The 21,364-nt window shown below is 43.8% G+C and carries 17 protein-coding genes and 1 other RNA gene; 10 read left to right on the plus strand and 8 right to left on the minus strand.

The features are described 5' to 3' along the window. The 8 genes from B9A91_RS21445 to B9A91_RS21480 are packed head-to-tail and all read left to right on the plus strand — an operon-like array spanning nt 1 to nt 10,394. Complete coding sequence (locus tag B9A91_RS21445; protein WP_084241113.1) at nt 1-876, plus strand: DUF58 domain-containing protein; 876 nt, start codon at nt 1-3, stop codon at nt 874-876. A gap of 4 nt (nt 877-880) precedes the next feature. Beyond that, a complete protein-coding gene (locus B9A91_RS21450; protein ID WP_084241114.1) occupies nt 881-1,864 on the plus strand; it encodes a BatD family protein in 984 nt (327 codons plus the stop codon). Next, nucleotides 1,851-2,855: a vWA domain-containing protein gene (locus tag B9A91_RS21455; RefSeq protein WP_200815706.1), complete on the plus strand. Its 1,005-nt coding sequence runs from the start codon at nt 1,851-1,853 to the stop codon at nt 2,853-2,855. The genes B9A91_RS21450 and B9A91_RS21455 overlap by 14 nt, the downstream gene beginning before the upstream one ends. 4 nt (nt 2,856-2,859) lie before the next feature. Next, entirely contained in the window at nt 2,860-3,894 is a 1,035-nt protein-coding gene (locus B9A91_RS21460; protein ID WP_084241115.1) for a vWA domain-containing protein, read from the plus strand. 2 nt (nt 3,895-3,896) lie between these two features. Continuing rightward, nucleotides 3,897-4,649, plus strand: coding sequence for a tetratricopeptide repeat protein (locus tag B9A91_RS21465; protein ID WP_084241116.1), 753 nt, complete (start codon nt 3,897-3,899; stop codon nt 4,647-4,649). 17 nt (nt 4,650-4,666) lie between these two features. Continuing rightward, nucleotides 4,667-6,508, plus strand: a complete 1,842-nt coding sequence (locus tag B9A91_RS21470) for a BatD family protein (RefSeq protein WP_235012639.1) — start codon at nt 4,667-4,669, stop codon at nt 6,506-6,508. Next, nucleotides 6,501-7,271 carry an SH3 domain-containing protein gene (locus tag B9A91_RS21475; protein WP_084241118.1) on the plus strand — a complete coding sequence of 257 codons (771 nt, stop codon included), beginning with the start codon at nt 6,501-6,503 and terminating at the stop codon, nt 7,269-7,271. The genes B9A91_RS21470 and B9A91_RS21475 overlap by 8 nt, the downstream gene beginning before the upstream one ends. 39 nt (nt 7,272-7,310) lie before the next feature. Further along, nucleotides 7,311-10,394 (plus strand): AsmA family protein, encoded by a 3,084-nt coding sequence (locus B9A91_RS21480; RefSeq protein ID WP_084241119.1) that lies wholly within the window; start codon nt 7,311-7,313, stop codon nt 10,392-10,394. A 6-nt stretch (nt 10,395-10,400) separates the two neighbouring features. Here B9A91_RS21480 and B9A91_RS21485 read toward each other — a convergent pair whose 3' ends face one another. Continuing rightward, nucleotides 10,401-10,889, minus strand: a complete 489-nt coding sequence (locus B9A91_RS21485; RefSeq protein WP_084241120.1) for a YdeI/OmpD-associated family protein — start codon at nt 10,887-10,889, stop codon at nt 10,401-10,403. Between the two features lie 120 nt (nt 10,890-11,009). Here B9A91_RS21485 and B9A91_RS21490 point away from each other — a divergent pair, with 120 nt between their 5' ends. Then, on the plus strand, nt 11,010-11,624 hold the full coding sequence (locus B9A91_RS21490; RefSeq protein WP_084241232.1) for a CDP-alcohol phosphatidyltransferase family protein: 615 nt from the start codon (nt 11,010-11,012) through the stop codon (nt 11,622-11,624). Nucleotides 11,625-12,082: 458 nt separating this feature from the next. Here B9A91_RS21490 and ssrA read toward each other — a convergent pair. The 3 genes from ssrA to B9A91_RS21505 all read right to left on the minus strand — a co-directional run bounded on the left by ssrA (nt 12,083) and on the right by B9A91_RS21505 (nt 14,217). Beyond that, nucleotides 12,083-12,449, minus strand: a transfer-messenger RNA (tmRNA) gene (gene ssrA / locus B9A91_RS21495). A gap of 65 nt (nt 12,450-12,514) precedes the next feature. After that, nucleotides 12,515-13,717 carry a pyridoxal phosphate-dependent aminotransferase gene (locus tag B9A91_RS21500; RefSeq protein WP_084241121.1) on the minus strand — a complete coding sequence of 401 codons (1,203 nt, stop codon included), beginning with the start codon at nt 13,715-13,717 and terminating at the stop codon, nt 12,515-12,517. 107 nt (nt 13,718-13,824) lie between these two features. Beyond that, a complete protein-coding gene (locus B9A91_RS21505; RefSeq protein ID WP_084241122.1) occupies nt 13,825-14,217 on the minus strand; it encodes a DUF1573 domain-containing protein in 393 nt (130 codons plus the stop codon). 207 nt (nt 14,218-14,424) lie between these two features. Here B9A91_RS21505 and B9A91_RS21510 point away from each other — a divergent pair, with 207 nt between their 5' ends. Next, complete coding sequence (locus tag B9A91_RS21510; protein ID WP_084241123.1) at nt 14,425-16,848, plus strand: alpha-ketoacid dehydrogenase subunit alpha/beta; 2,424 nt, start codon at nt 14,425-14,427, stop codon at nt 16,846-16,848. Between the two features lie 36 nt (nt 16,849-16,884). On the opposite strand, the gene aroC is transcribed toward B9A91_RS21510, so the two are convergent. From aroC to B9A91_RS21530, 4 genes are read right to left on the minus strand one after another with little or no spacing between them, the layout of a single operon-like run. After that, a complete protein-coding gene (aroC, locus tag B9A91_RS21515; protein WP_084241124.1) occupies nt 16,885-17,973 on the minus strand; it encodes a chorismate synthase in 1,089 nt (362 codons plus the stop codon). A gap of 2 nt (nt 17,974-17,975) precedes the next feature. Next, nucleotides 17,976-19,235, minus strand: coding sequence for a 3-phosphoshikimate 1-carboxyvinyltransferase (locus B9A91_RS21520; RefSeq protein WP_084241125.1), 1,260 nt, complete (start codon nt 19,233-19,235; stop codon nt 17,976-17,978). Between the two features lie 2 nt (nt 19,236-19,237). Continuing rightward, nucleotides 19,238-20,377, minus strand: coding sequence for a chorismate mutase (locus tag B9A91_RS21525; RefSeq protein ID WP_084241126.1), 1,140 nt, complete (start codon nt 20,375-20,377; stop codon nt 19,238-19,240). 47 nt (nt 20,378-20,424) lie between these two features. Beyond that, nucleotides 20,425-21,258 (minus strand): prephenate dehydratase, encoded by an 834-nt coding sequence (locus B9A91_RS21530; protein ID WP_084241127.1) that lies wholly within the window; start codon nt 21,256-21,258, stop codon nt 20,425-20,427. Nucleotides 21,259-21,364: the final 106 nt, after the last annotated feature.

Genomic DNA, 21,364 nt, shown 5'->3' on the forward strand with positions numbered 1-21,364 from the left:
ATGGATACCAAAGATCTTTTAAAGAAAGTAAGAAAAATAGAGATCAAAACCCGGGGATTAAGCAACCAGATCTTTTCAGGGGAATACCAATCGGCTTTTAAAGGACGTGGTATGGCTTTTAGTGAGGTTAGAGAATATCAGGTGGGCGATGAGATCCGCACGATAGATTGGAACGTGACTGCGCGTTTTAACCACCCCTATGTAAAGGTTTTTGATGAGGAACGGGAAATGACCGTGATGCTGCTGGTTGATGTTAGCGGATCAAAAAACTTTGGTACCCAGGTTCAGCTGAAGCAGGAACTCGCTACTGAATTGTGTGCTGTGCTTTCCTTTTCGGCCATACAGAACAACGATAAGGTGGGCGTTTTGTTCTTTAGCGATAAAGTTGAGAAATTTATTCCACCGAAAAAGGGCAGAAGCCATATCCTTATGATCATTAGGGAATTGATTGATTTTAAGCCCCAAAATAAAGGCACCGATGTGGCCGAGGGGCTGCGGTATTTTACCAGTGCCATTAAAAAAAGATGTACAGCCTTTTTGATCTCTGATTTTATGAGCAGGCCCTTTGAGAATGAACTTAAAATTGCGAACCGGAAACACGACCTGGTGGCATTGAGGTTATACGACATTCATGAGGAGGAATTTCCTGATCTGGGCCTGATCCCGGTTAAGGACGAAGAAACAGGACAGGTTGAATGGATAAACACGGGCGATAAAAAAGTACGTCTTGCTTTTAAAACCGCTGCTCTGGAAAGGAATGGCCGGCTCGAGGACCTATTTCGAAAGTCGGGCGTGGACTTTACAAAGATTGGCACGCATGAATCCTATATTAAGCCCCTGATGACATTGTTTAAGAAAAGAGAAGCGAGAAGGTAAGGATATGAAGCCATATTTTAGTTTTAGGATTTGTTTGTTGCTGCTTCTGGCAGGTTTTATCCTTAAGGGAAATGCGCAGGATATTAAAGTGACAGCCAGACTGGACCATACGGTGATCGCCATGGGTGATCAGACCAGGCTGAAACTGAGCGTTCAGCTACCGCAAAAGGCATATGTGGATTTTCCTGCGCTGAGCGATACCGTTTCTTCGAAGGTACAGATCGTTTCGCTGGACAAGACAGATACGCTGACAGATAAAGGCAATCCGGCCCTGAGAACAATTACCCGGCAATATACCATTACCTCTTTTGAACCGGGCTTACACATGGTACCGGCTTTTGTATTTCGCAGCGCCGCAGGCGAACTGAGTACGCAAGCCCTTCCCCTGGAGGTAAAGGAAGTAAAAGTAGATACCACCAAAGCGATCTATGACATTAAAGAACCGCTTGCCATTTCCTATTCTTTTATGGATTGGTTAAGGGACAATTGGAAATGGGTGCTGGGTGTCTTATTGGGTATATTGTTGATTGCGGGTTTATTGTATCATTTCATCAAGAAACGTAAAAACAGACCGGTTCCGGTCGCAGTTCCTGTACCTGCCTTACCGTTGGATAAGCTTGTGCTGGATAAACTCAATAGGCTAAAAAACAAGAAGCTTTGGGAGCAGGGGCAGGTTAAGGCCTACCACAGCGAACTAACAGATATTATAAGGGATTACCTGGAAAAACGTTACGGCATCAAAGCATTGGAGCAAACCTCTGAAGAGATCTTTTCGGGATTAAGGCATTTGACCATAGCCGAGCAGGACAGGAACAGGTTGCGGCAAATGCTGTTGCTGGCCGATCTGGTGAAATTTGCAAAAGAAAACCCCTTGCCTTCCGATAATGAACAAAGCATGGAAAATGCCATGAATTTTGTGAAGAACACAAAGGCACAGGTTTCATTGACTGACGATAAAAAGGAGGAGAAAGAAAATGGGGCTGTTTAAGGGGATTGAATTCGCCAATAAGGGTTTTTTCTGGCTTCTGTTGCTGGTACCATTGATGCTGGGCTGGTACATCTGGAGAAATAGAAAGCTGCAGGGCACATTGAGCATTTCGGTCGTAAAAGCTTTTGCACTCCCGAAAAAAAACAACTACGGTCTTTGGAGGCACTATGGTATTGTGTTGCGTTTGCTGGCATTGGTTACGCTGATTGTGGCACTAGCCAGACCGCAGTCGGCCTTTAGCTGGCAAAATTCTACTACAGAAGGAATTGACATTGTAATTGCTACCGATATTTCGGGCAGCATGCTTGCAGAAGACCTTAAGCCCAACAGGCTGGAGGCCGGAAAGAACATTGCCATAGATTTCATTAAAAACCGCCCGGAAGATAGGATCGGCCTGGTTATTTTTAGCGGCGAGAGTTTTACGCAATGTCCGCTTACTATCGACCACGATGTGCTGATCAATTTGTTTGGTGACATCAGCAACGGAATGGTTGAAGACGGAACGGCAATAGGAATGGGACTGGCCACTGCTGTTAACCGGCTTAAGGAAAGTGATGCAAAAAGCAAGGTTGTGATCCTGCTTACCGACGGATCAAATACCACTGGGTCTATCCCCCCGTTAACAGCGGCCGAGATTGCCAAACAGATGAAGGTAAGGGTATATACCATTGGAGTAGGAACGAAAGGCTATGCGCCATACCCGGTAAAAACACCCTTTGGCGTACAGTACCAACAGGTGCCGGTAACCATTGACGAGGGGGTGCTTTCTAAGATTGCTACAGTAACGGGTGGTAAATATTTTCGTGCTACCAATAATGAGAAGCTGAAGCAGATTTACCAGCAGATTGACAAACTGGAAAGGGCGAAAATTGCGGTTACGCAGTACCATAAAAAGACAGAACGCTTTCTGCCTTTTGCACTCATTGCTGTCCTGCTCCTGCTGATAGAGTTTTTATTGAGAAATACAGTTTTTAAAGGGGCCTTAACTTAAACAGATGTTACGTTTTGAACATATAGAATTTTTATGGGCACTGGCGGCTATTCCTTTGCTGGTATTGCTTTTCTGGATGGTACGCCGCTGGAAAAAGAAAGCACTGGCCAATCTGGGCGATCATCATACCGTCAAAAAAATGATGCCGGAGGTGTCCTTTAGTCGCCCGGTTTTGAAGTTTGTATTCTTTTTACTGGCTTATGCCTCGCTGATACTGGGTATTGCCAATCCGCAGATCGGAACTAAAATTGAAGAAGCCAAGCGCAGTGGCTCTGACCTGATGATATTGCTTGATGTTTCCAACAGTATGCTGGCTGGTGACCTCGCCCCGAACCGTCTTGAAAATGCAAAGCGTGCAATTTCACAATTGATAGACAACCTGCACAACGACCGTATCGGCATTATCATCTTTGCTGGTGAAGCCTATGTACAGCTGCCCATCACTACGGACCATTCTGCAGCCAAGCTTTTTTTGAACAACATTACTACAGATATTGTGCCTACCCAGGGAACAGCAATAGGAGCTGCAATTGACATGGGGATGAAGTCCTTTAATTTTGTGAACGGCACAAGCAAGGCCATGATCCTAATGACAGATGGCGAGAATCATGAAGATGATGCTGTGGCTGCTGCTAAAACTGCGCGTTCTAAAGATGTAGCCATTCATGTGGTTGGCCTGGGATCGCCGGAAGGCGGGCCGGTGCCTATTTATAAAAATGGCAGGCCTGTAGGTTTTCATACTGATGAAAAGGGTAAAACGGTAATGAGCAAGCTGAACGAACAGATGTGCAAAGAGATTTCGGAGGCTGGAAACGGGGTATATGTACGGGCAAGCAATGCCAACAGCGGCTTGGGTATCGTGATGGACCAGGTCAATAAAATGCAGAAGAAAACTTACGACAGTAAGGATTTCAAAAGTTATGAAGACCGTTTCCAGTTTTTCCTGGGGCTGTCGTTGCTGTTCTTATTGCTGGAGTTCTTTATTTCCAACAGGAAGAACCTAAAATTAAGTGAGTTGAACTTGTTTGAAGTGAGGTAAAGATGAAACAACTGATCATTATGCTTTCCATCGTATTGCAGGCTGCCGTCGTTTTTGGGCAGAAGGAAAAGAAATATATCCATAAAGGGAATGAACTGTATAAACAGGGGAAGTATGCGGAAGCAGAGGCAAGCTACAGGACTTCCGTAGAAAAAGCGAAAGCATCTGTGGCAGGTAATTTTAACCTGGGTGATGCTTTATACAAGCAAAAGAAGTATGACAATGCAGCACAAAAATTTACAGATATTGCAGCGTCTGCTTCAAATAAAAATGTAAAAGCCCAGGCTTATCACAATTTAGGAAACTCTTTATTGGAAGCAAAAAAGCTGGAGGAAAGCATTGAAGCCTATAAGAAATCACTGCTAAATAACCCTAAGGACGACCAGACCCGCTACAACCTGGCCTATGCGCAGGAAAAGCTGAAACAGCAGCAACAGCAGAATAAGGACGATAAGAACAAAGATAAAAACAAAAAGGATCAGAAAAATAAAGATCAGAACAAGGATCAGCAGGATAAGGATAAAAACAAAAAAGACCAGCAGAACAAAGATCAGAAAGATAAAGACAAACAGGATCAGGATAAGCAGGATAAGAAAGACCAGCAACAGGGGCAGCAGCCACAGCCAAACCAATTGTCTAAAGAAGATGCAGAACGGATGCTGGAAGCTTTGAAAAACGAAGAGAAGAACACACAGGACAAGCTGAAAAATAAAAAAGCCAAAGGAGTGAAGGGGCGTATCGTTAAAGATTGGTAATGGCATTTAAAATGAAGATGAAACACTATATATTGTCGATTTTGCTGCTGCTAACCAGCGCAGTGTTTGCTGCCGGAACAAAACGCATTCAGGACATAAAGGTAACGGCCTCGTTGAGCAGAAGCCAGGTAGCTACCGGAGAACCTTTTGAGCTTATCTTTTCCATCAGCGGAAACGGGAATATCGAGGCTTTCAATCCTCCTGCTTTCAATGGTTTCCAGGTGTTGGGCGGGCCCAACCAATCGTCGAGTTTTACTTCTATAAACGGAAGGACAACGTCCAGCATGTCCTTAAGCTATGACCTGATGGCGGTAAGGGAGGGAGAATTTATCATAGGAGGAGCTTCACTGGTCATCAATGGCAAAACCTATAAAACCAATGCAGTTAAACTAAAGGTCATAAAAGGCAGTGCAGCTCCCCAGAGCACACAGGGCAATGTTGGTGGCAGCCGGCAGCAGGGCCAGCGGGTGGAAGGGGAATCTTCGAATATCTCCAGGCGCTTATTCATCCGGGCAGTGGCCAGTAAAAACAATGTATTTCAGGGGGAGGGCCTTTCGGTAACCTATAAGTTGTATACCAATATAGAGCTGCTGGACAATGCGCTTGACAAGCTGCCTGATTTCAACGGATTCTGGAGCCAGGAAATCAAGAACAACGACCCAAATGTTCGCTGGGAGACAGAGACCTATCAGGGGAGCAGGTATAATGTGGCTGTACTGAAAGAAATAATCCTGTTCCCTGAACGTTCCGGAAAGCTGAGCCTGGATCCTCTGGCCATGACCTTTCTGGTGCGGCAGCCTGTTGCCTCGGGCAATTCAAGTGACCCCTTTGATATGTTCTTTGGTTCTTATAAGGATGTTAAATATAAAATCAAGAGCTCGCCCATCAGCATCAATGTAAAGCCATTGCCTGAAGCTGGCAAACCTGCAGGTTTTGAAGGGGCCGTAGGGAGTTTCTCTATAGCCGCCATTGTAGATAAACAGGCATTAAAGGCAAATGAGGCTGTTAATTACACTTTAAAGATCAGCGGCTCGGGTAATTTAAAGCTGCTGAAGGCACCCGCGGTTAATTTTCCTGCCGATCTGGAAAAATACGACCCTAAGCTCACAGATCACCTTACAGAAAGCCTGAGCGGTGTGTCAGGAAGCAGGGAATACAGTTATCTGCTTATTCCGCGGCATGAAGGGAATTATACCATTGAACCTTACCAGTTCTCCTATTTCAATCCGGCAACGCAAAGGTATGTTACACTTTCTACCGGATCATTTGATTTAAAGGTGGCCAAGGGTGCACCTGGTTCTAACGTTACAGCTTATTCTTCTGCCAGCCAGCAAGACATTAAATTGCTGGCTAAAGACATCAGCTATATCAAAACAAATACTGGCGGATTGTATAAGAAAGGCAGTTCATTCTACGGGTCGCTAACCCATTACCTGTTATTGTGTGTATGGCCTTTGTTGTTTGTTGCCGCATTTGTCTATCGCAAACGGTATAGGGAAAATAACCGCGATCAGGTGAGCTTGAAAGGGAGAAATGCGAATAAAGTGGCTGCCAGACATCTGACAAACGCAAAAAAGCAATTGCAGGCTGGTGATAAAAAGTTGTTTTACCAGGACATTTACAAAGGTTTGTATCAATATCTTAGCGATAAATTCAATATTGCTGCTGCCGAGCTGAATAAGGAACATATTCGTACACAGCTTAGGGAAAGAGGCATGGGGGAGCCTTTGATCAAACAGCTGGAAGAAACGCTTGACCTTTGCGAGATGGCCAGGTATGCCCCGGTCACCGGTATATCTGAGCAGGAGGTATTTGATAAAGCAAAAAACACCATTAATGAGATTGAGACCAATGCGTAGACAACTAAAAAATGCATTTTATGGCTGGCTTTTGTTTCTGGCCATGCCCCTGCTTTCCCTGGCAAATGAACAACCGGAGGCTTTGCTGAAAAAGGGAAATGCTGCTTATGCCAGGGAACAGTATAAAGAAGCACTTACCGCATACGAGCAGGTACTGGATGCAGGGTACGAATCTGCTGCCCTGTATTTCAATATGGGCAATGCCAATTATAAGTTAAATGAAATGCCTTCGGCAATCTTAAACTACGAAAAGGCACTTAAATTGACGCCTGGCGACGGGGACCTGAGACTGAACCTGAAACTGGCAAATACTAAAATAACGGACCGGATAGAACAGGTTCCGGAGTTTTTCCTGAACAGCTGGTGGAGAGGATTTATCTTCTTTTTTTCCGCCAATGCCTTATCGGTATTCAACATCCTTTGTTTTTTTCTGGGTTTTGCCCTGCTTATCGCTTACCTGTTCCTGATTGATGTATTCCGTAAAAAGGCTGCTTTTTATGCAGGTATAGTGCTTTTGTCACTCGGACTGCTCAGTTTTGTAATGGCCAGCGTACAGTCGGCCTATATGGGCAAGCGGCAGGCCATTGTTTTTAGCGGGGCAACAGATGTTAAAAGCGGGCCGGATACCAAACAAAAGACTTTGTTTGTGATTCATGCCGGAACCAAGGTAGATATCAGAGAAAGCAGCAACGACTGGATTAATGTTGAACTGCCGGACGGCAACTCCGGCTGGATCCCATCGGCCGATGTTAAGGAAATATAATATCTTTGCAGCGACGTTCTGCATTAACTTATTATCAGATTGAAAAAAGCATTAAAAATTACGGGAATAAGCTTTGGCGTTTTATTGCTGATGTTATTCACGGCCCCATATTTATTTAAGGAAACCATTTCAAGGGAAGTCCAGCAATCCATCAATAAAAGTATTCGGGGTGAAATTAAGTTCAGTGGTGTGGGGCTGTCTTTTTTCAGTCATTTCCCATCGCTTACACTTAACCTGAGTGATTTTTTGCTGAAAGGCGCTGCGCCGTTTGAAAGAGATACCCTGTTGTATAGTAAATCGCTTGCATTCAGGGTAAACCTGGCCAGTATTTTCTCCGATAAAATAAAAATAGACCAGGTATACCTGGATGAGTCGGTGATCAATATTGAGGTTGATAAAAAAGGGAATGCCAATTATGATGTTTATGAAAGTAAAGAGAAAGCTACCACCCAAGCCGATACTGCTGCTACTGCCATAAAGATAGAAGGTATTTTTATCAATAAAAGCAAGCTGATTTATAACGACCATTCCGTTCCGATGCTGATCAGTGCCAGGGACTTGAACTATTCGGGCAAGGGAGATCTGAGCAAGGCCATATTCGACCTGAGCAGTAGAGCGGAGATTGGCTCACTGGATGTTTATTATAACAATGAGCCCTATCTGTTAAATAAAAAGATCAATGCCAGGCTGGTTACCAAGATCAATACCAACTCGCTGGACCTGATGTTTGATGAAAATGACCTGAAGATCAATTCTCTGCCCATTCATTTTGTGGGCAGATTTTCCTTTATAGAAGGAGGGTACGACATCAAGTTCAGAACAAAGGCGAAGGAAACCGATCTGCACAATATATTTACGGCGCTACCCCCTGCAATTGCAGAGCGGATGGAAAAGACAAACATCAAGGGCTATGCAGAGATCAAGGCCTCTTTAATCGGGAAATACCTTGCGGGGCAGCACATTATGCCAACGCTGTCTTTTAACTTAAAGATAAGGGAGGGTGAGATTTCCAACCCTAAAGCTCCTGAGCCTATCAGCAAGCTGTACATTAACCTGCAGACCAAGCTCCCTTCTTTAAATCCGGATAGCCTGTACATCAACATGGACAGCTTATACTTCAACATGGGAAAAGACTATGTAGGCGCCATGCTCAATTTAAGGGGTTTGAAAGAACCGGAGATTTACGTGAACAGCCGGGCCGATATAGACCTGGAGAAATGGGCGAAGATTTTTAGTCTGGAACAGCTCAGGGGACGGTTTTTAATGAACCTGCATGGTGAAGGTAAGTACACCAGAAAGGTAGTTCGGAGCGGCATCAGGCAGGTAGATACCGTAATTGCTACCGTTCCTGTATTTAAATTAACTTCCAGCTTAAGCAATGGATATTTTAAATATGCGTCACTTCCGGCAGCTATCGATAAAATTAATTTTAACATCAATGGCCATAACAAAGATGGCGATTACAGGCATACAGAATTTGAACTGAGCAACCTGAACATACAGGCGCTATCGAATTACATCAGGGGATTTGCAAAATTGAAAACCTCGGGCAATAGACCTATTGATGTGCAGCTGAACGGACTGCTGAACCTGGCAGAAATTAAGGAGTTTTATCCTTTAAAAGATCTGGAGCTGAATGGTAAGTTAAACCTGAACCTGAAAAGCAGGGGTGCTTACAACAAAAAGAAAAAGCAGTTTCCGGTTACCGAGGCGGCTATTCTGTTGAATGATGGCAGGATTAAAACTGCGCATTTTGACCAGGCCCTGGAGCGGATTATGATTGATGGGGTGCTCACCAACCGCGACGGCAGTTTAAAAAATACGGTAATGAACATTAAACCGGTGTCCTTTGAAATGGGCGGACAACCTTTTCAATTGCGTGCTGCGGTACAGAACCTGGAAAACATCAGTTACAAAATTACCTCTAAAGGCAGCGTTGATATTGGTAAGATGTACCGGATTTTTGCGGTCAAGGGTTACGATGTAAAGGGATCTGTTTTTACGGATGTTTCATTTAGCGGCCGCCAGAGCGATGCGATGGCCGGAAGGTATCACAAACTGGACAACAGGGGTAGGGTAGTGATTAAGGAAATGACCTTTAATTCAGACCTTTTCCCGAAATCCTTCCTGGTAAAAAACGGGGTGTTTTCCTTCAAACAGGATAAAATGAAGTTTGAGCAGTTTAGGGGCAGCTATGGGCAGTCTGACTTCAGCATGGAAGGTTTTCTCGGAAATGTGGTGAACTATGTGCTTTTGGATAAAGCCAAACTTACCGGTACTTTTAACCTGAAAAGCGGAAAGCTCTATGCAGATGAATTAATGGCTTATAATGATGCTGCGCCAGTATCGGCTTCAAAAGGCAGTGCTGCTGCCAGTGGGGTAATTATCATTCCTGATAATTTAAATGTAAGTTTAACTGCAGACGCAGGTTCAGTGTATTACAATGGCTTGGTCATAAAAAATGCAAAGGGTAGGGTTACACTTAACAATGGGACGCTGGAATTGAACCAAACGCAGTTTAACCTGATTGATGCTGCGGTGAGCATGGACGCTAAATACAAAAGCCTGAGCCCTGTTGCAGCTGCATTTGATTACCATATACAGGCGAAGGAATTCGATATTGCAAAGGCCTATAAGGAGATTAAGCTGTTCAGGGACATGGCTACCTCGGCTGCCAAAGTTAAAGGAGTAATAGGCCTGGATTACCAGCTTTCGGGTAAACTGAACAAAGATATGATGCCGGTATATCCGTCTTTAAAAGGGGAAGGCATACTTTCTGTGAAAAAGGTAAGCCTGATGGGCTTTAAGCTGATGAATGCGGTAAGCAAGGCGACCAGGCGCGACAGTCTGAGCAATCCTGATGTCTCGGAAGTACAGATTAAAAGTAAGATAGCCAATAACGTCATCAGTATAGAGCGGTTTAAAATGCGTGTAGCCGGTTTCAGGCCACGTTTTGAAGGACAAGTAAGTTTTGACGGGCGTTTGAACATGAGTGGCCGTTTGGGTCTGCCGCCATTTGGTATATTGGGTATCCCTTTAAGCATTACCGGTACACAGGAGAATCCAAAAGTGGCCCTTAAGCGGAACAAAGAGGGGAAGCTGGAAGAAACATCGGAGGAGTAATCCCGGTTAAATCGTTTTTCTTCCTATAAACGGGCCATTGCCCAATAAAAATTGAATTGCTTTTTCAATATTCTGGTTTCTGCTTTTCTCGGTTTTTAAGCTGGAAATGTATCTTACAATCTCTTTTTGCAGGGAAGGGCTGAGCTGCTCAAATTTAGATTTGGCTGCTGAATTTTCTTTTAATGCCTTAATTAATCCAGGATGAGGTGTAATTGTTTTGTCGGAAGGATCAAATTTAATGGTCACTTTGATAGTTTCTCCGATACGCTTGGGAGAATCTTTAAGCATTGTGGTATTGATGTAAAGTCGCCAAAGTCCGTTATACCTTAAAAGCGTTTGCTGGTATGGTAAGCCGTTTATGGTTCCGGCTACAGGAATGGGACCTTTATTTTTTCCAGCCTGATCAAAAATTTCGGCTAGAGTAACTTCAGGAACCTGGACGTAGGGATTGATCCCAATTATTTCCAGCGTGGCCTGGAAAGCAAGACTTTTCATTTTTTGTTTTGAGGATATCTGGTTTAAAGATAAAGAAACTTGGCAATACCGGAAATTCAGACTCGGCGCTGCTGAACAATTAATTTGTACATTCGTGCATATAATGTGAGCAACCTGGAAATGAAGAAATACTTAAAACACATTCCAATTCTATTAATTTACAGCCGCTTGTTGTTTAGTGTGCTGATTTTATTGCTGAGTTTTATACAGCCGGAGCATTTCAGGCCAATTATCAATATGTTGCTAATAACCGGCTTAATTACCGATGTTTTTGATGGGATCATTGCCCGAAAATTAAATGTTTCTACGGTTAAACTTCGCCGTATGGATTCATTCATAGACCAGGTTTTCTGGTTAAGTGCATTGACTGCTGCCTATGTAATTTGTAGCGATTTTTTCAAAGAAAATGGACTCCTGTTGCTTACCTTGTTGGGTGCAGAGGCGCTGACGTATATAGTAAGTTACCTGAAATTCAGAAAAGAAGTGGCTACACATGCCATTGCTTCAAAGATCTGGACACTGACTATTCTTGCTACACTGGTGCAGCTTATGGCTACCTGTGATTCCGGCTGGCTGTTTATGACTTGTTTTTATCTCGGAATGATTACCAGAATGGAGATTATTGCCATTCTCTTTATCATCAGGAAATGGGAAAATGATGTGCCAAGCCTTTATCATGCGGTAATGATCCGAAAGGGGAAGCCGATTAAAAGGAATAAATTATTTAATGGCTAAGGAAGAGTAATCATCCGATCTTTGCCGGATGATTAAAAAAAGCAAAACCCGTAAGAAATAATAAAAGTTTCATTTCTTAACTTAAGTGAAGGAGTGATGGGATCCCGCCAATCTAAATTAAAAAGATCAAGGTTTGCTTACCCGCTAGGTATCCCATGGGGAAAATCATTTGATGCACCGGGAGAAAACTATCCCGGACGTGTACGCCAAAATGTAATTGGATTGGCATACAATCTATAAAAACAAATACGCCACAATCTTTTGAAGATAAAGAAAGTAAATGGGCTAAATATTTTGGTTTTGAACCCGGACTTCATTTTGGGTTTGATTTTTAGCAATCTAACTGACAATTTAAACATTTTCACAACACCAGTTGGCAAGCGTTATAACCCTTGGAATGGCTTGTTCTTAGGTGTTTATGATAAAAAAAACCCTGAAAATAAATACTTTTCAGGGTTTCGTGGACTCGAAGGGAGTCGAACCCTTGTCCAGTTGTGCGATAAATTATGCCTTCTACATGCTTATTTTCCAATTATTTGTAGGGATCTGGCGGGCTGGAAACCGACCTAACCTTTCACCTTAGGTGCTTTATCTCGCAACTGTACCGCACCTTACAGTTGCCAGCGTTGTTATTTCGATGTCCCATATTCTAACCTAACATCGCAGCAGTTAGAGGGACAAAAGCTAGGCTAATTCTAAATTAGGCAGCTAAGGCGTAGTTATTTTCGCCAATTATAGTGTGAACGTTCTCTTTTAAGTGCTCTCCGTACAACGCACTGCATGCTTACATACCCAGCGTCACCCTGTCAAATCCAGAACGAGCCCATTAGTATGCTGATGTTCAGGGATTAAACTTTTCCTTGTTCCATCAGCATACAAAGATACGAAAATTATGCCATTTTACGGCCAGGATATTGTTGCAAAGCAATATTCAGGCAATCCATAGCCTTATTAAGGTCTGCTGTGTTTAATACATAAGCCATTCTGACTTCATTTTTTCCTGAACCTTCGGTTGAGTAAAAGCCTGTGGCAGGTGCCATCATTACAGTTTCGCCATTGCTGCTGAAGCTCTCCAGCATCCATTGACAGAACTGATCAGCATCATCAATAGGCAGTTTGGCAACTACATAAAATGCGCCGCCCGGGTTAGGGCAAAATACACCTTCCATGGCATTTAGTCTTTGTACAAGGGTATCTCTGCGTAAAGTATATTCTTTATTCACCTCTTCAAAATAGCTGTCTGGTGTATCTACAGCAGCAGCCCCGGCAATCTGCTCTACCATTCCCGGACTCAACCTTGCCTGTGCAAATTTTAAACCTGCCTGTATCACCTCCTTGTTTTTGGTGATCATGCAACCCAGCCTGGCACCACAGGCGCTGTATCTTTTAGAAACGGTATCCATTACCACCACGTGCTGCTCTAAACCTTCCAGGTGTGCAGGTGAAATGAACTCACGGCCATCATAGCAAAATTCACGATAGGCTTCGTCCGAGAACAGGAACAGGTCATATTTTAAACAAAGTGCCTTTAAGGCCTCCAGCTCTTCTCTTGAATACAGGTAACCGGTTGGGTTGTTCGGGTTGCAGATGATGATGGCCTTTGTTTTTTCGGTGATCAGCTTTTCGAACTCTGCAACAGGAGGTAAGGCAAAACCATTTTCTATATGAGAAAGTATAGGTTTAACCACCACATTGCTCATACAGGCAAAGCCATTGTAGTTTGCATAAAAAGGCTCAGGGATAATGATTTCATCACCTTCATTTACACAGGTTTGCATGGCTATGGTGATGGCTTCTGAACCACCTACGGTAACCAATATATCTGCAGGAGTAATGTTATAGCCTAGTTTGTTGTAATATTCTGCCAGCTTGCTGCGGTAGCTTAAAGTACCTTCCGACGGGGTGTAGGCCCATACGTTAAAGTCTATATTTTTAATGGCATTCAGCATTCCTTCCGGGGTAGCGATGTCTGGCTGCCCGATGTTTAAATGGTACACTTTTTTACCCTCCCTTTTTGCCTGGTCGGCATAAGGAGTTAGTTTTCTTATTGGTGAAGCGGGCATTTGAAGCCCCTTTTCCGAGATATTAGGCATGTTATAAATGCAAGAATGTGAATGAATAAGTTAGTTTTTCTATGGACACAAAATTAAAAAACCTCGTTGATTAACGAGGTTTTTAATCAAAATATCTTTCAGGTTCCCTATTTGCTGGCTGCAGCTACCGTTTCTCCTTTAATGTACAATACTTTGGTAGTGGTTTTAGCATTTGAAGTAATGGTAATGCTTTTGCTGAAAGGCAAAGCAGCACCCGTAGGGTTGTAGGTTACTTTAATTACACCTGCATCACCTTTTTTAATAGGTGTTTGGGTATATTCCGGAACTGTACAGCCGCAGGTAGTCTCTACCTTGGTAATGATCAGCGGCTGATCGCCAATGTTGGTGAATTTAAACTCTACGCTTGCAGGCTTGTTCAGAGGAATTTTTCCAAAATCATAACTCTCCTTATCAAACTTAAACTCGGCAGGTTTTGACTGGGCGTTAACAGCAACACTTAGTCCTAAAGTCAGGGTAAACAATAATAATAGCTTTTTCATCAGTGTCTTTTTTTAATTCGTTGTGGACAAAAATCCAAATGTATTGATCAGTTCAATAACAGCCTTGAATCTGTCCTATTGGATGGTTTATGAGCAAATTTAATCTTTAATTTGGTAAAACAAAAAGTATTCCAACATATAAATTAATCAACACTGTTAAGTCATACTTTAGATTTTGTGTATCTTTGCCGTATAACTTTTTTGCTTATGATGCCAAATGTTAAACTCACTACCAACCCTATTGATGCCGCTGAGTTAAGTTTTGACGATTTCAAAACCATTGTTATAAATGATTATAAAATAGCTTATGAAAGCAGACAGGCGAGTTTACTTGGGCGAAAGGAAGTTTTAACAGGAAAAGCAAAGTTCGGTATTTTTGGAGATGGTAAAGAGTTGCCGCAGATTGCCATGGCCAAGGCTTTTAAAAATGGCGACTGGCGCTCGGGTTATTACCGTGACCAGACCTTTGCCTTTGCTGCAGGGATTTGTACCATTAAAGAATTCTTTGCCCAGCTGTATGCAAATCCAAGTGTGGAGGCTGATCCGGCATCGGCAGGCAGGCAAATGAACTGTCACTTCGCTACACGCTCCATCAACGAAGACGGTAGCTGGAAAAACCTGACAGAAATTAAAAACAGTTCTTCAGACATTGCGCCGACAGGTGGTCAGATGGCCAGACTGGTGGGCCTGGCATACGCTTCAAAGCTATACAGGCAAAACCCTGAACTGGAATACCTGAAGAATTTCTCTGTAAATGGAAATGAGGTCGCTTTTGGTACCATTGGTAATGCCTCCACCTCAGAAGGTGTGTTTTTTGAAGCGATGAATGCTGCGGGTGTTTTACAGATTCCTATGGCGATGTCTGTCTGGGACGATGCTTACGGCATTTCTGTTCCTGCAAAATACCAGACTACCAAAGAAGATATTTCTGAAATACTAAAAGGCTTTCAGCGCGATGAAAAAGGCGAGGGCTACGAAATTTATAAAGTAAGAGGCTGGGATTACCCGGCGCTTTGCGAAACTTACCAGCGTGCAATTGATGTTTGCCGTACTGAGCATATCCCTGTCCTGATCCATGTAACGGAGGTTACACAGCCGCAAGGCCATTCTACTTCTGGTTCGCACGAACGTTACAAGGATAAAGCCAGGCTGGAATGGGAAAAAGAGTACGACTGTATCCTTCAGATGCGTAAATGGATGCTCGAATCGGCTATCATTACCGACGAAGAACTGACCGAGCTGGAAGTTACAGCCAAGAATTTTGTGCGTGAAACCCAGAAAGAAGCCTGGAACGAATTCCTGGGATCGATTAAAACCGAAAAAGATCAGGTGATTGCAATGATCAATGACCTGGCAGCAGGTGATCCTACATTAATAAAAATTGCAGCTCAACTGGCCAATACACCAGATGCACAAAGAAGGGAAGTGATCTCTTCAGCAAGAAAAGCTTTACGCTTATCTGTTAACCAGTCTTCAGCAGACCGGAGCGCGCTTTTATCCTGGTATAATGCACAGGAAGCACTCAATACAGACCGATACAATTCAAAGTTATTTACAGAGGGCAATGAAAGTCCATCGCTGGTCAGTGAACTGAAACCGGTTTATACGGAGCAGAGTAAAATGGTTGACGGCCGGGAATTGCTGAATGCCTGCTTTGACTCGAACTTTGCCCGCGACCAGCGTTTGGTAGCTTTTGGAGAAGATTTGGGTGCAATAGGTGATGTAAATCAGGGTTTTGCCGGTTTACAGGCCAAGTATGGCGATCTGAGGATTACAGATACTGGTATCCGGGAAATGACCATAGTAGGGCAGGGAATTGGTTTGGCTTTACGTGGTTTGCGTCCTATTGCCGAAATCCAGTACCTGGATTATCTGGTTTTCGCGCTGAATGTACTGAGCGATGATCTGGCTAGCTTGTCTTACCGCACCAAAGCCGGGCAAAAGGCACCAGTGATCATCAGGACACGCGGGCACAGACTGGAGGGGGTATGGCATTCCGGATCACCTATAGGAATGATCCTGGGTTCGCTAAGGGGCCTGCACATTCTTGTGCCAAGAAACATGACACAGGCTGCAGGGATGTACAATACCTTGTTCAGGTCTGATGAACCTGCGCTGATCATAGAATGCCTGAATGGCTACCGTTTGAAAGAAAAGCTACCTGAAAACATTGGTGAATATACCGTTCCTTTTGGCAAGGCCGAAATCGTTCGGGAGGGTGCTGATATTACCGTGGTTTCCTATGGTTCTACCATAAGGATTGTAGAAGAGGCAGCTGAGGAATTGGCCCAGATGGGGATCTCGGTCGAAATTGTAGATCCGCAGACTTTACTGCCTTTTGATACCGAGCAGATCTGTGCCGGATCATTGGCTAAAACCAATAAATTGCTCGTGGTAGATGAGGATGTGCCGGGAGGTGGAACCGCGTTTTTACTCCAGCAGATACTGGAAGAGCAAAAGGGTTATTACCATTTGGATGGACAGCCTAAAACACTGAGTGCCAAAGCACACAGGCCTCCTTATGGTTCTGATGGGGATTATTTCAGTAAGCCTTCTGTAGATGATGTAATTGAAGCCGTATATAGCATGATGCATGAAAGCAATCCAAGTAAATATCCGGCGATATTCTAAGTCATCACCCAGACATGATTAAACAAAACGAGCAGGTTATAACCTGCTCGTTTTGTTTCTGAGCAAATGATCTGCAAGTACCAGCGCAGCCATTGCTTCTACAATAACTACTGCTCTTGGTACTACACAAGGATCGTGTCTGCCTTTTCCTTTGATTTCTGCAGCCTCGCCTGCTGCATTGATGGTTTGCTGGTTGTGCATAATGGTAGCTACAGGCTTGAAAGCAACGGTGAAATTGATTTCCATACCATTAGAGATGCCACCCTGAATACCACCAGAGAAATTGGTCAGTGTTTTAGGAGCGTCCCCTGTAGCCAGGAAAATATCGTTGTGTTCGGAGCCTCTCATATCACTTCCTGCAAAACCAGAACCATATTCAAAACCATGTACGGCATTAATGCTAAGCATGGCCTTACCCAGATCGGCATGAAGCTTATCAAACACTGGTTCGCCCAAACCAACCGGGCAATTTTTGATGATGCAGTTGATCTTTCCGCCAACAGTATCCCCGTCTTTCCTTACGCTGTCAATGAATTCTATCATCTGGTTTGCAGTTGCCGGGTCTGCACAGCGAACGATATTGGCTTCCCTACTTGCCAGCAACTCAGCGATATTATCGCCATCCAGATTAGGGGCTGTGATTTTTCCCACTGCTGCAACATGGGCAAAAATTTCAATGCCATAATGTTTGAGCAGCAACTTGGCAATGGCACCGGCTGCTACTCTTGCCGCGGTTTCCCTTGCCGAAGAACGTCCGCCGCCCCGATGGTCGCGGATGCCATATTTGGCATCGTAAGTATAATCTGCATGCGAGGGGCGGTAAACATCAGTATTGTGGCTGTAATCCTTGCTCCGCTGATCTTCGTTAGGAATGAGCATGGCGATAGGGGTTCCTGTACTTTTTCCTTCAAATGTTCCGGATAAAACCTGGACCGTATCGCTTTCTTTGCGCTGTGTGGTGATTTTTGATTGTCCCGGCCGGCGTTTGTCCAACTCTGACTGGATAAATTCCAGGTCGATAGGCAGCTGTGCCGGGCAACCATCTAAAATAACGCCTATGGCTGTTCCATGTGACTCGCCAAAGGTGCTGATGCGAAATAACTGACCAAATGTATTGCCTGCCATATTTAAATTTCTTTTACTGTAAAACCTGCTTTCTCCAAATCTTTCCAGAAGTCGGGATAAGATTTCTCTACCACCTGGTAGTCTTCCATTTCCACTTCTTTAATAAACAGACTTAAAGGGGCAAATGCCATTGCCATCCTATGGTCATCGTAGGTGGCAAAAATCACTTTTTCCGGAAAACTCAACTGACTGCAATTTAAGGTATATACTTCATTGTTTTCCGCTAATGTTACACCAATTTTGGCCAGCTCCTGCTGCAGGGCCAACACCCTGTTCGTCTCTTTTATTTTCAGCGTCTCTAATCCGGTGAACGAAAGGTTTAAGCCTTTAGCGGCAGCACAAACGATAATGGTTTGCGCCAGATCGGGGCAGTCCTTTAAGTTCAGCACTTCATTAATGGCTATTGAGGTGCCAGACTTTAAGGCAATTCCGTTGGCAGTTTGTGATGTTCGTACGCCAAAAGGTACCATAATTTCCCTGATCCTGCTGTCGCCCTGTAAGCTTTTTTCTTTTAAATGTGGCAGGCTGATGTTTCCATGGTCAGCCAGGGCAACAATGCTGTACCAATAAGAGGCTGCGCTCCAGTCGGGTTCCACAATTAAATTACAGGTCTTAAAAGGTTGATGGTCGATATGGATCGTCTGTTCTTCCCATTTGTAGCCGATTCCTGCTTCTTCGAGCATGCTCAAAGTCATTTCCAGGTATGGGCGCGAAGTCAGTTCACCTTCAATTTCCAGCGACAAGCCCAAAGGTAGGGAAGGGGCGATCATTAATAGCGCAGATAGGTATTGACTGCTAATGTTCCCGGCGATTTTAACCTTGCGGCTGCTTTGTGCAAAGTGCTTGCTGATGTCGAGTGGAGGGAAACCTTCCTGACCGGCATACCTGATCTCAGCACCAAGTTCACGTAAGGCCTCTACCAGTAATTTTATAGGGCGTTCTTTCATCCTGCCAGAGCCGGTAAGGTGAAACATACCTCTGGTAATGGTTAGATAGGCCGTAAGAAAACGCATGGCCGTACCAGCGTGTCCTACATCAACAGAGAAAAAGGTGTCCGGGTCATTTTCTTCCCGGATTGCTTTGAGAATGTTGTTCAGCGTAACGGTGTCTACAGCATCAGAAAGGTTGTCGACACTTACCAGGCCGCCAGACAGGGCACTGATGATCAGCGCCCTGTTGCTTTCGCTTTTTGAACCGGTTAAGGCTATTTCAGCATTTATATCTTTATTCCCTTTAAAAGAAACAATTGCGTTCTTACTCATTGTTAAGATTTAACTTCTGTATGTGCTTCGGCGGCAATACCTTTTTCTGCTTTGCCTGCATTCATAATTTCTGTTTGTTTACGGATGGATTCTCCGTGTACCAATTCCAGGAATTTTTCAGTAAAGTTTAAATCTAATTTCAATGCTTTTGCAAATGAGGCACCTTTTTTAACGATGGCTTCCCAACGGTTTACCTGTAAAATGGTTACCTGGTTGTCGCGTTTAAATTCGCCTATTTTAGCTACGATCGCCATACGCTCGCCCAATTTTTGTAACAGCAGGTCATCTATTTTATCAATTTGTTTACGCAGTTCTGCCAGCTGATCTGTAAAGGCTTCGTTTTTAGACTCAGGCTCACGTACAGTCAGGCGGTCAACCAATTCACTCAGTGCTGCCGGAGTAACCTGCTGCTTGGCATCCGTCCAGGCCACAGAAGGGTCTAAGTGCGATTCTATCATTAAGCCCTGCATGTCAAGGTCCAGCGCTTTCTGAGAGATGTAAGGGATCAGTTCACGGTTACCGCAGATATGGCTCGGGTCGTTAATGATCGGCAATTCAGGGCATAATGTTTTCAGTTGAATGGCAAGCTCCCACATTGGTTCGTTACGGAATGAACTTTTTTCGAATGAAGAGAAACCGCGGTGAATGGCACCCAGTTTGGTAATACCAGCTCCGTTGATGCGTTCTAAAGCACCTATCCACAATTGAAGGTCAGGGTTTACCGGGTTTTTTACCAATACAGGGATGTCGACACCCTTCAAGGCATCCGCAATTTCCTGAACAGTGAAAGGGTTAACGGTTGAACGTGCACCGATCCATAAAATATCTACTCCTGCAGCTAAAGCCTCTTCAACGTGTTTAGCGTTGGCAACCTCTACAGCAGTTGGTAATCCGGTTTCAGCTTTTGCTCTTTTCAGCCATTCCAGTCCTATACTGCCGATGCCTTCAAATTCTCCCGGACGGGTGCGTGGTTTCCATATACCGGCCCTCAGTACTGATACTTTTCCGGTTTCGGCAAGTAAATGTGCGGTAGTCAACAATTGTTCTTCGGTTTCTGCACTGCAGGGACCAGAAATAATCAGGGGCTCGTTGTTGGTGTTAAGCCAGGTGTTTAATGGCTGAATGTTCAATTTTAGTTTCATTTTGTTGGGGTTTAAATTTTTATTTTACGAAGACTATTTTTCGGACTTTATACTTTATCGTTCTTTTGGTACTCGCCCATAATGTTGAAGTTTGCTGTGTATTTCAAAGCCTGGCGAATGGCTTTATCGTAGTTTTCCATATTGCTCCATTCCATATCCACATAGAAGTAATATTCGTTGCGTTTACCTAAAACAGGCATGCTCTGGATTTTGGTAAGGTTACATTGCTGCTCGGCAAAAATGTTCAGGATTTTGGATAGGGCACCTACATGATTTCCTGTCTGGAAACAAATGGAAGCTTTGTTGATGTCTTTCAATTCCTCAGTTTTATCAAGTTTAAGGATCAGGAACCTGGTAAAATTCTTTTTGTTTGATTCAATTCTTCTTTCGATGATGTTGAGACCGTACATCTCGGCAGCAAGGGTATTTGCAATAGCAACAGTATCAGTTAGCTGCTCTTCTTTGATGCGTTTGGCGCAGGCCGCAGTATCACTACCTTCGATTACCTGTATCTGTGGATAATCGTAGAAAAAATCGACACACTGGCGCAGGGCAATAGGATGGGAGGTAGCGTATTTTACGTCTTCAAATTTAACACCAGGCAAGGCCATCAGGTGCAATTGAATGGGCAGGTATACTTCACCTACCACTGCAAAATTATATTCACGGATCAGCGTGTAATTGGGTAAAAGGCTTCCGGCAATAGAATTTTCGATGGCCATGACAACGAAATCCGCTTCTTTTTTTTCTAAACTCTCACAGGTTTGTTTAAAAGAATTGCATTCGATGGTCTGAATGTCCTTTCCGAAAAATTTGAAGGCTGCTTCTTCGTGGAAAGAGGCTTTAATGCCTTGTATTGCTACTCTTGGTCCTTTTTTCATTGGTTTAATTTTATCCTTTTTTTTAATTCTGGCTATGTTTAAACAAAAAAAGTCCCGGCGTTGGGCCGGGACTTTCGTATACAATTATCGTGTTGATATCAGTGCA

The organism is Pedobacter africanus (assembly GCF_900176535.1).
GTDB lineage: Bacteria > Bacteroidota > Bacteroidia > Sphingobacteriales > Sphingobacteriaceae > Pedobacter > Pedobacter africanus.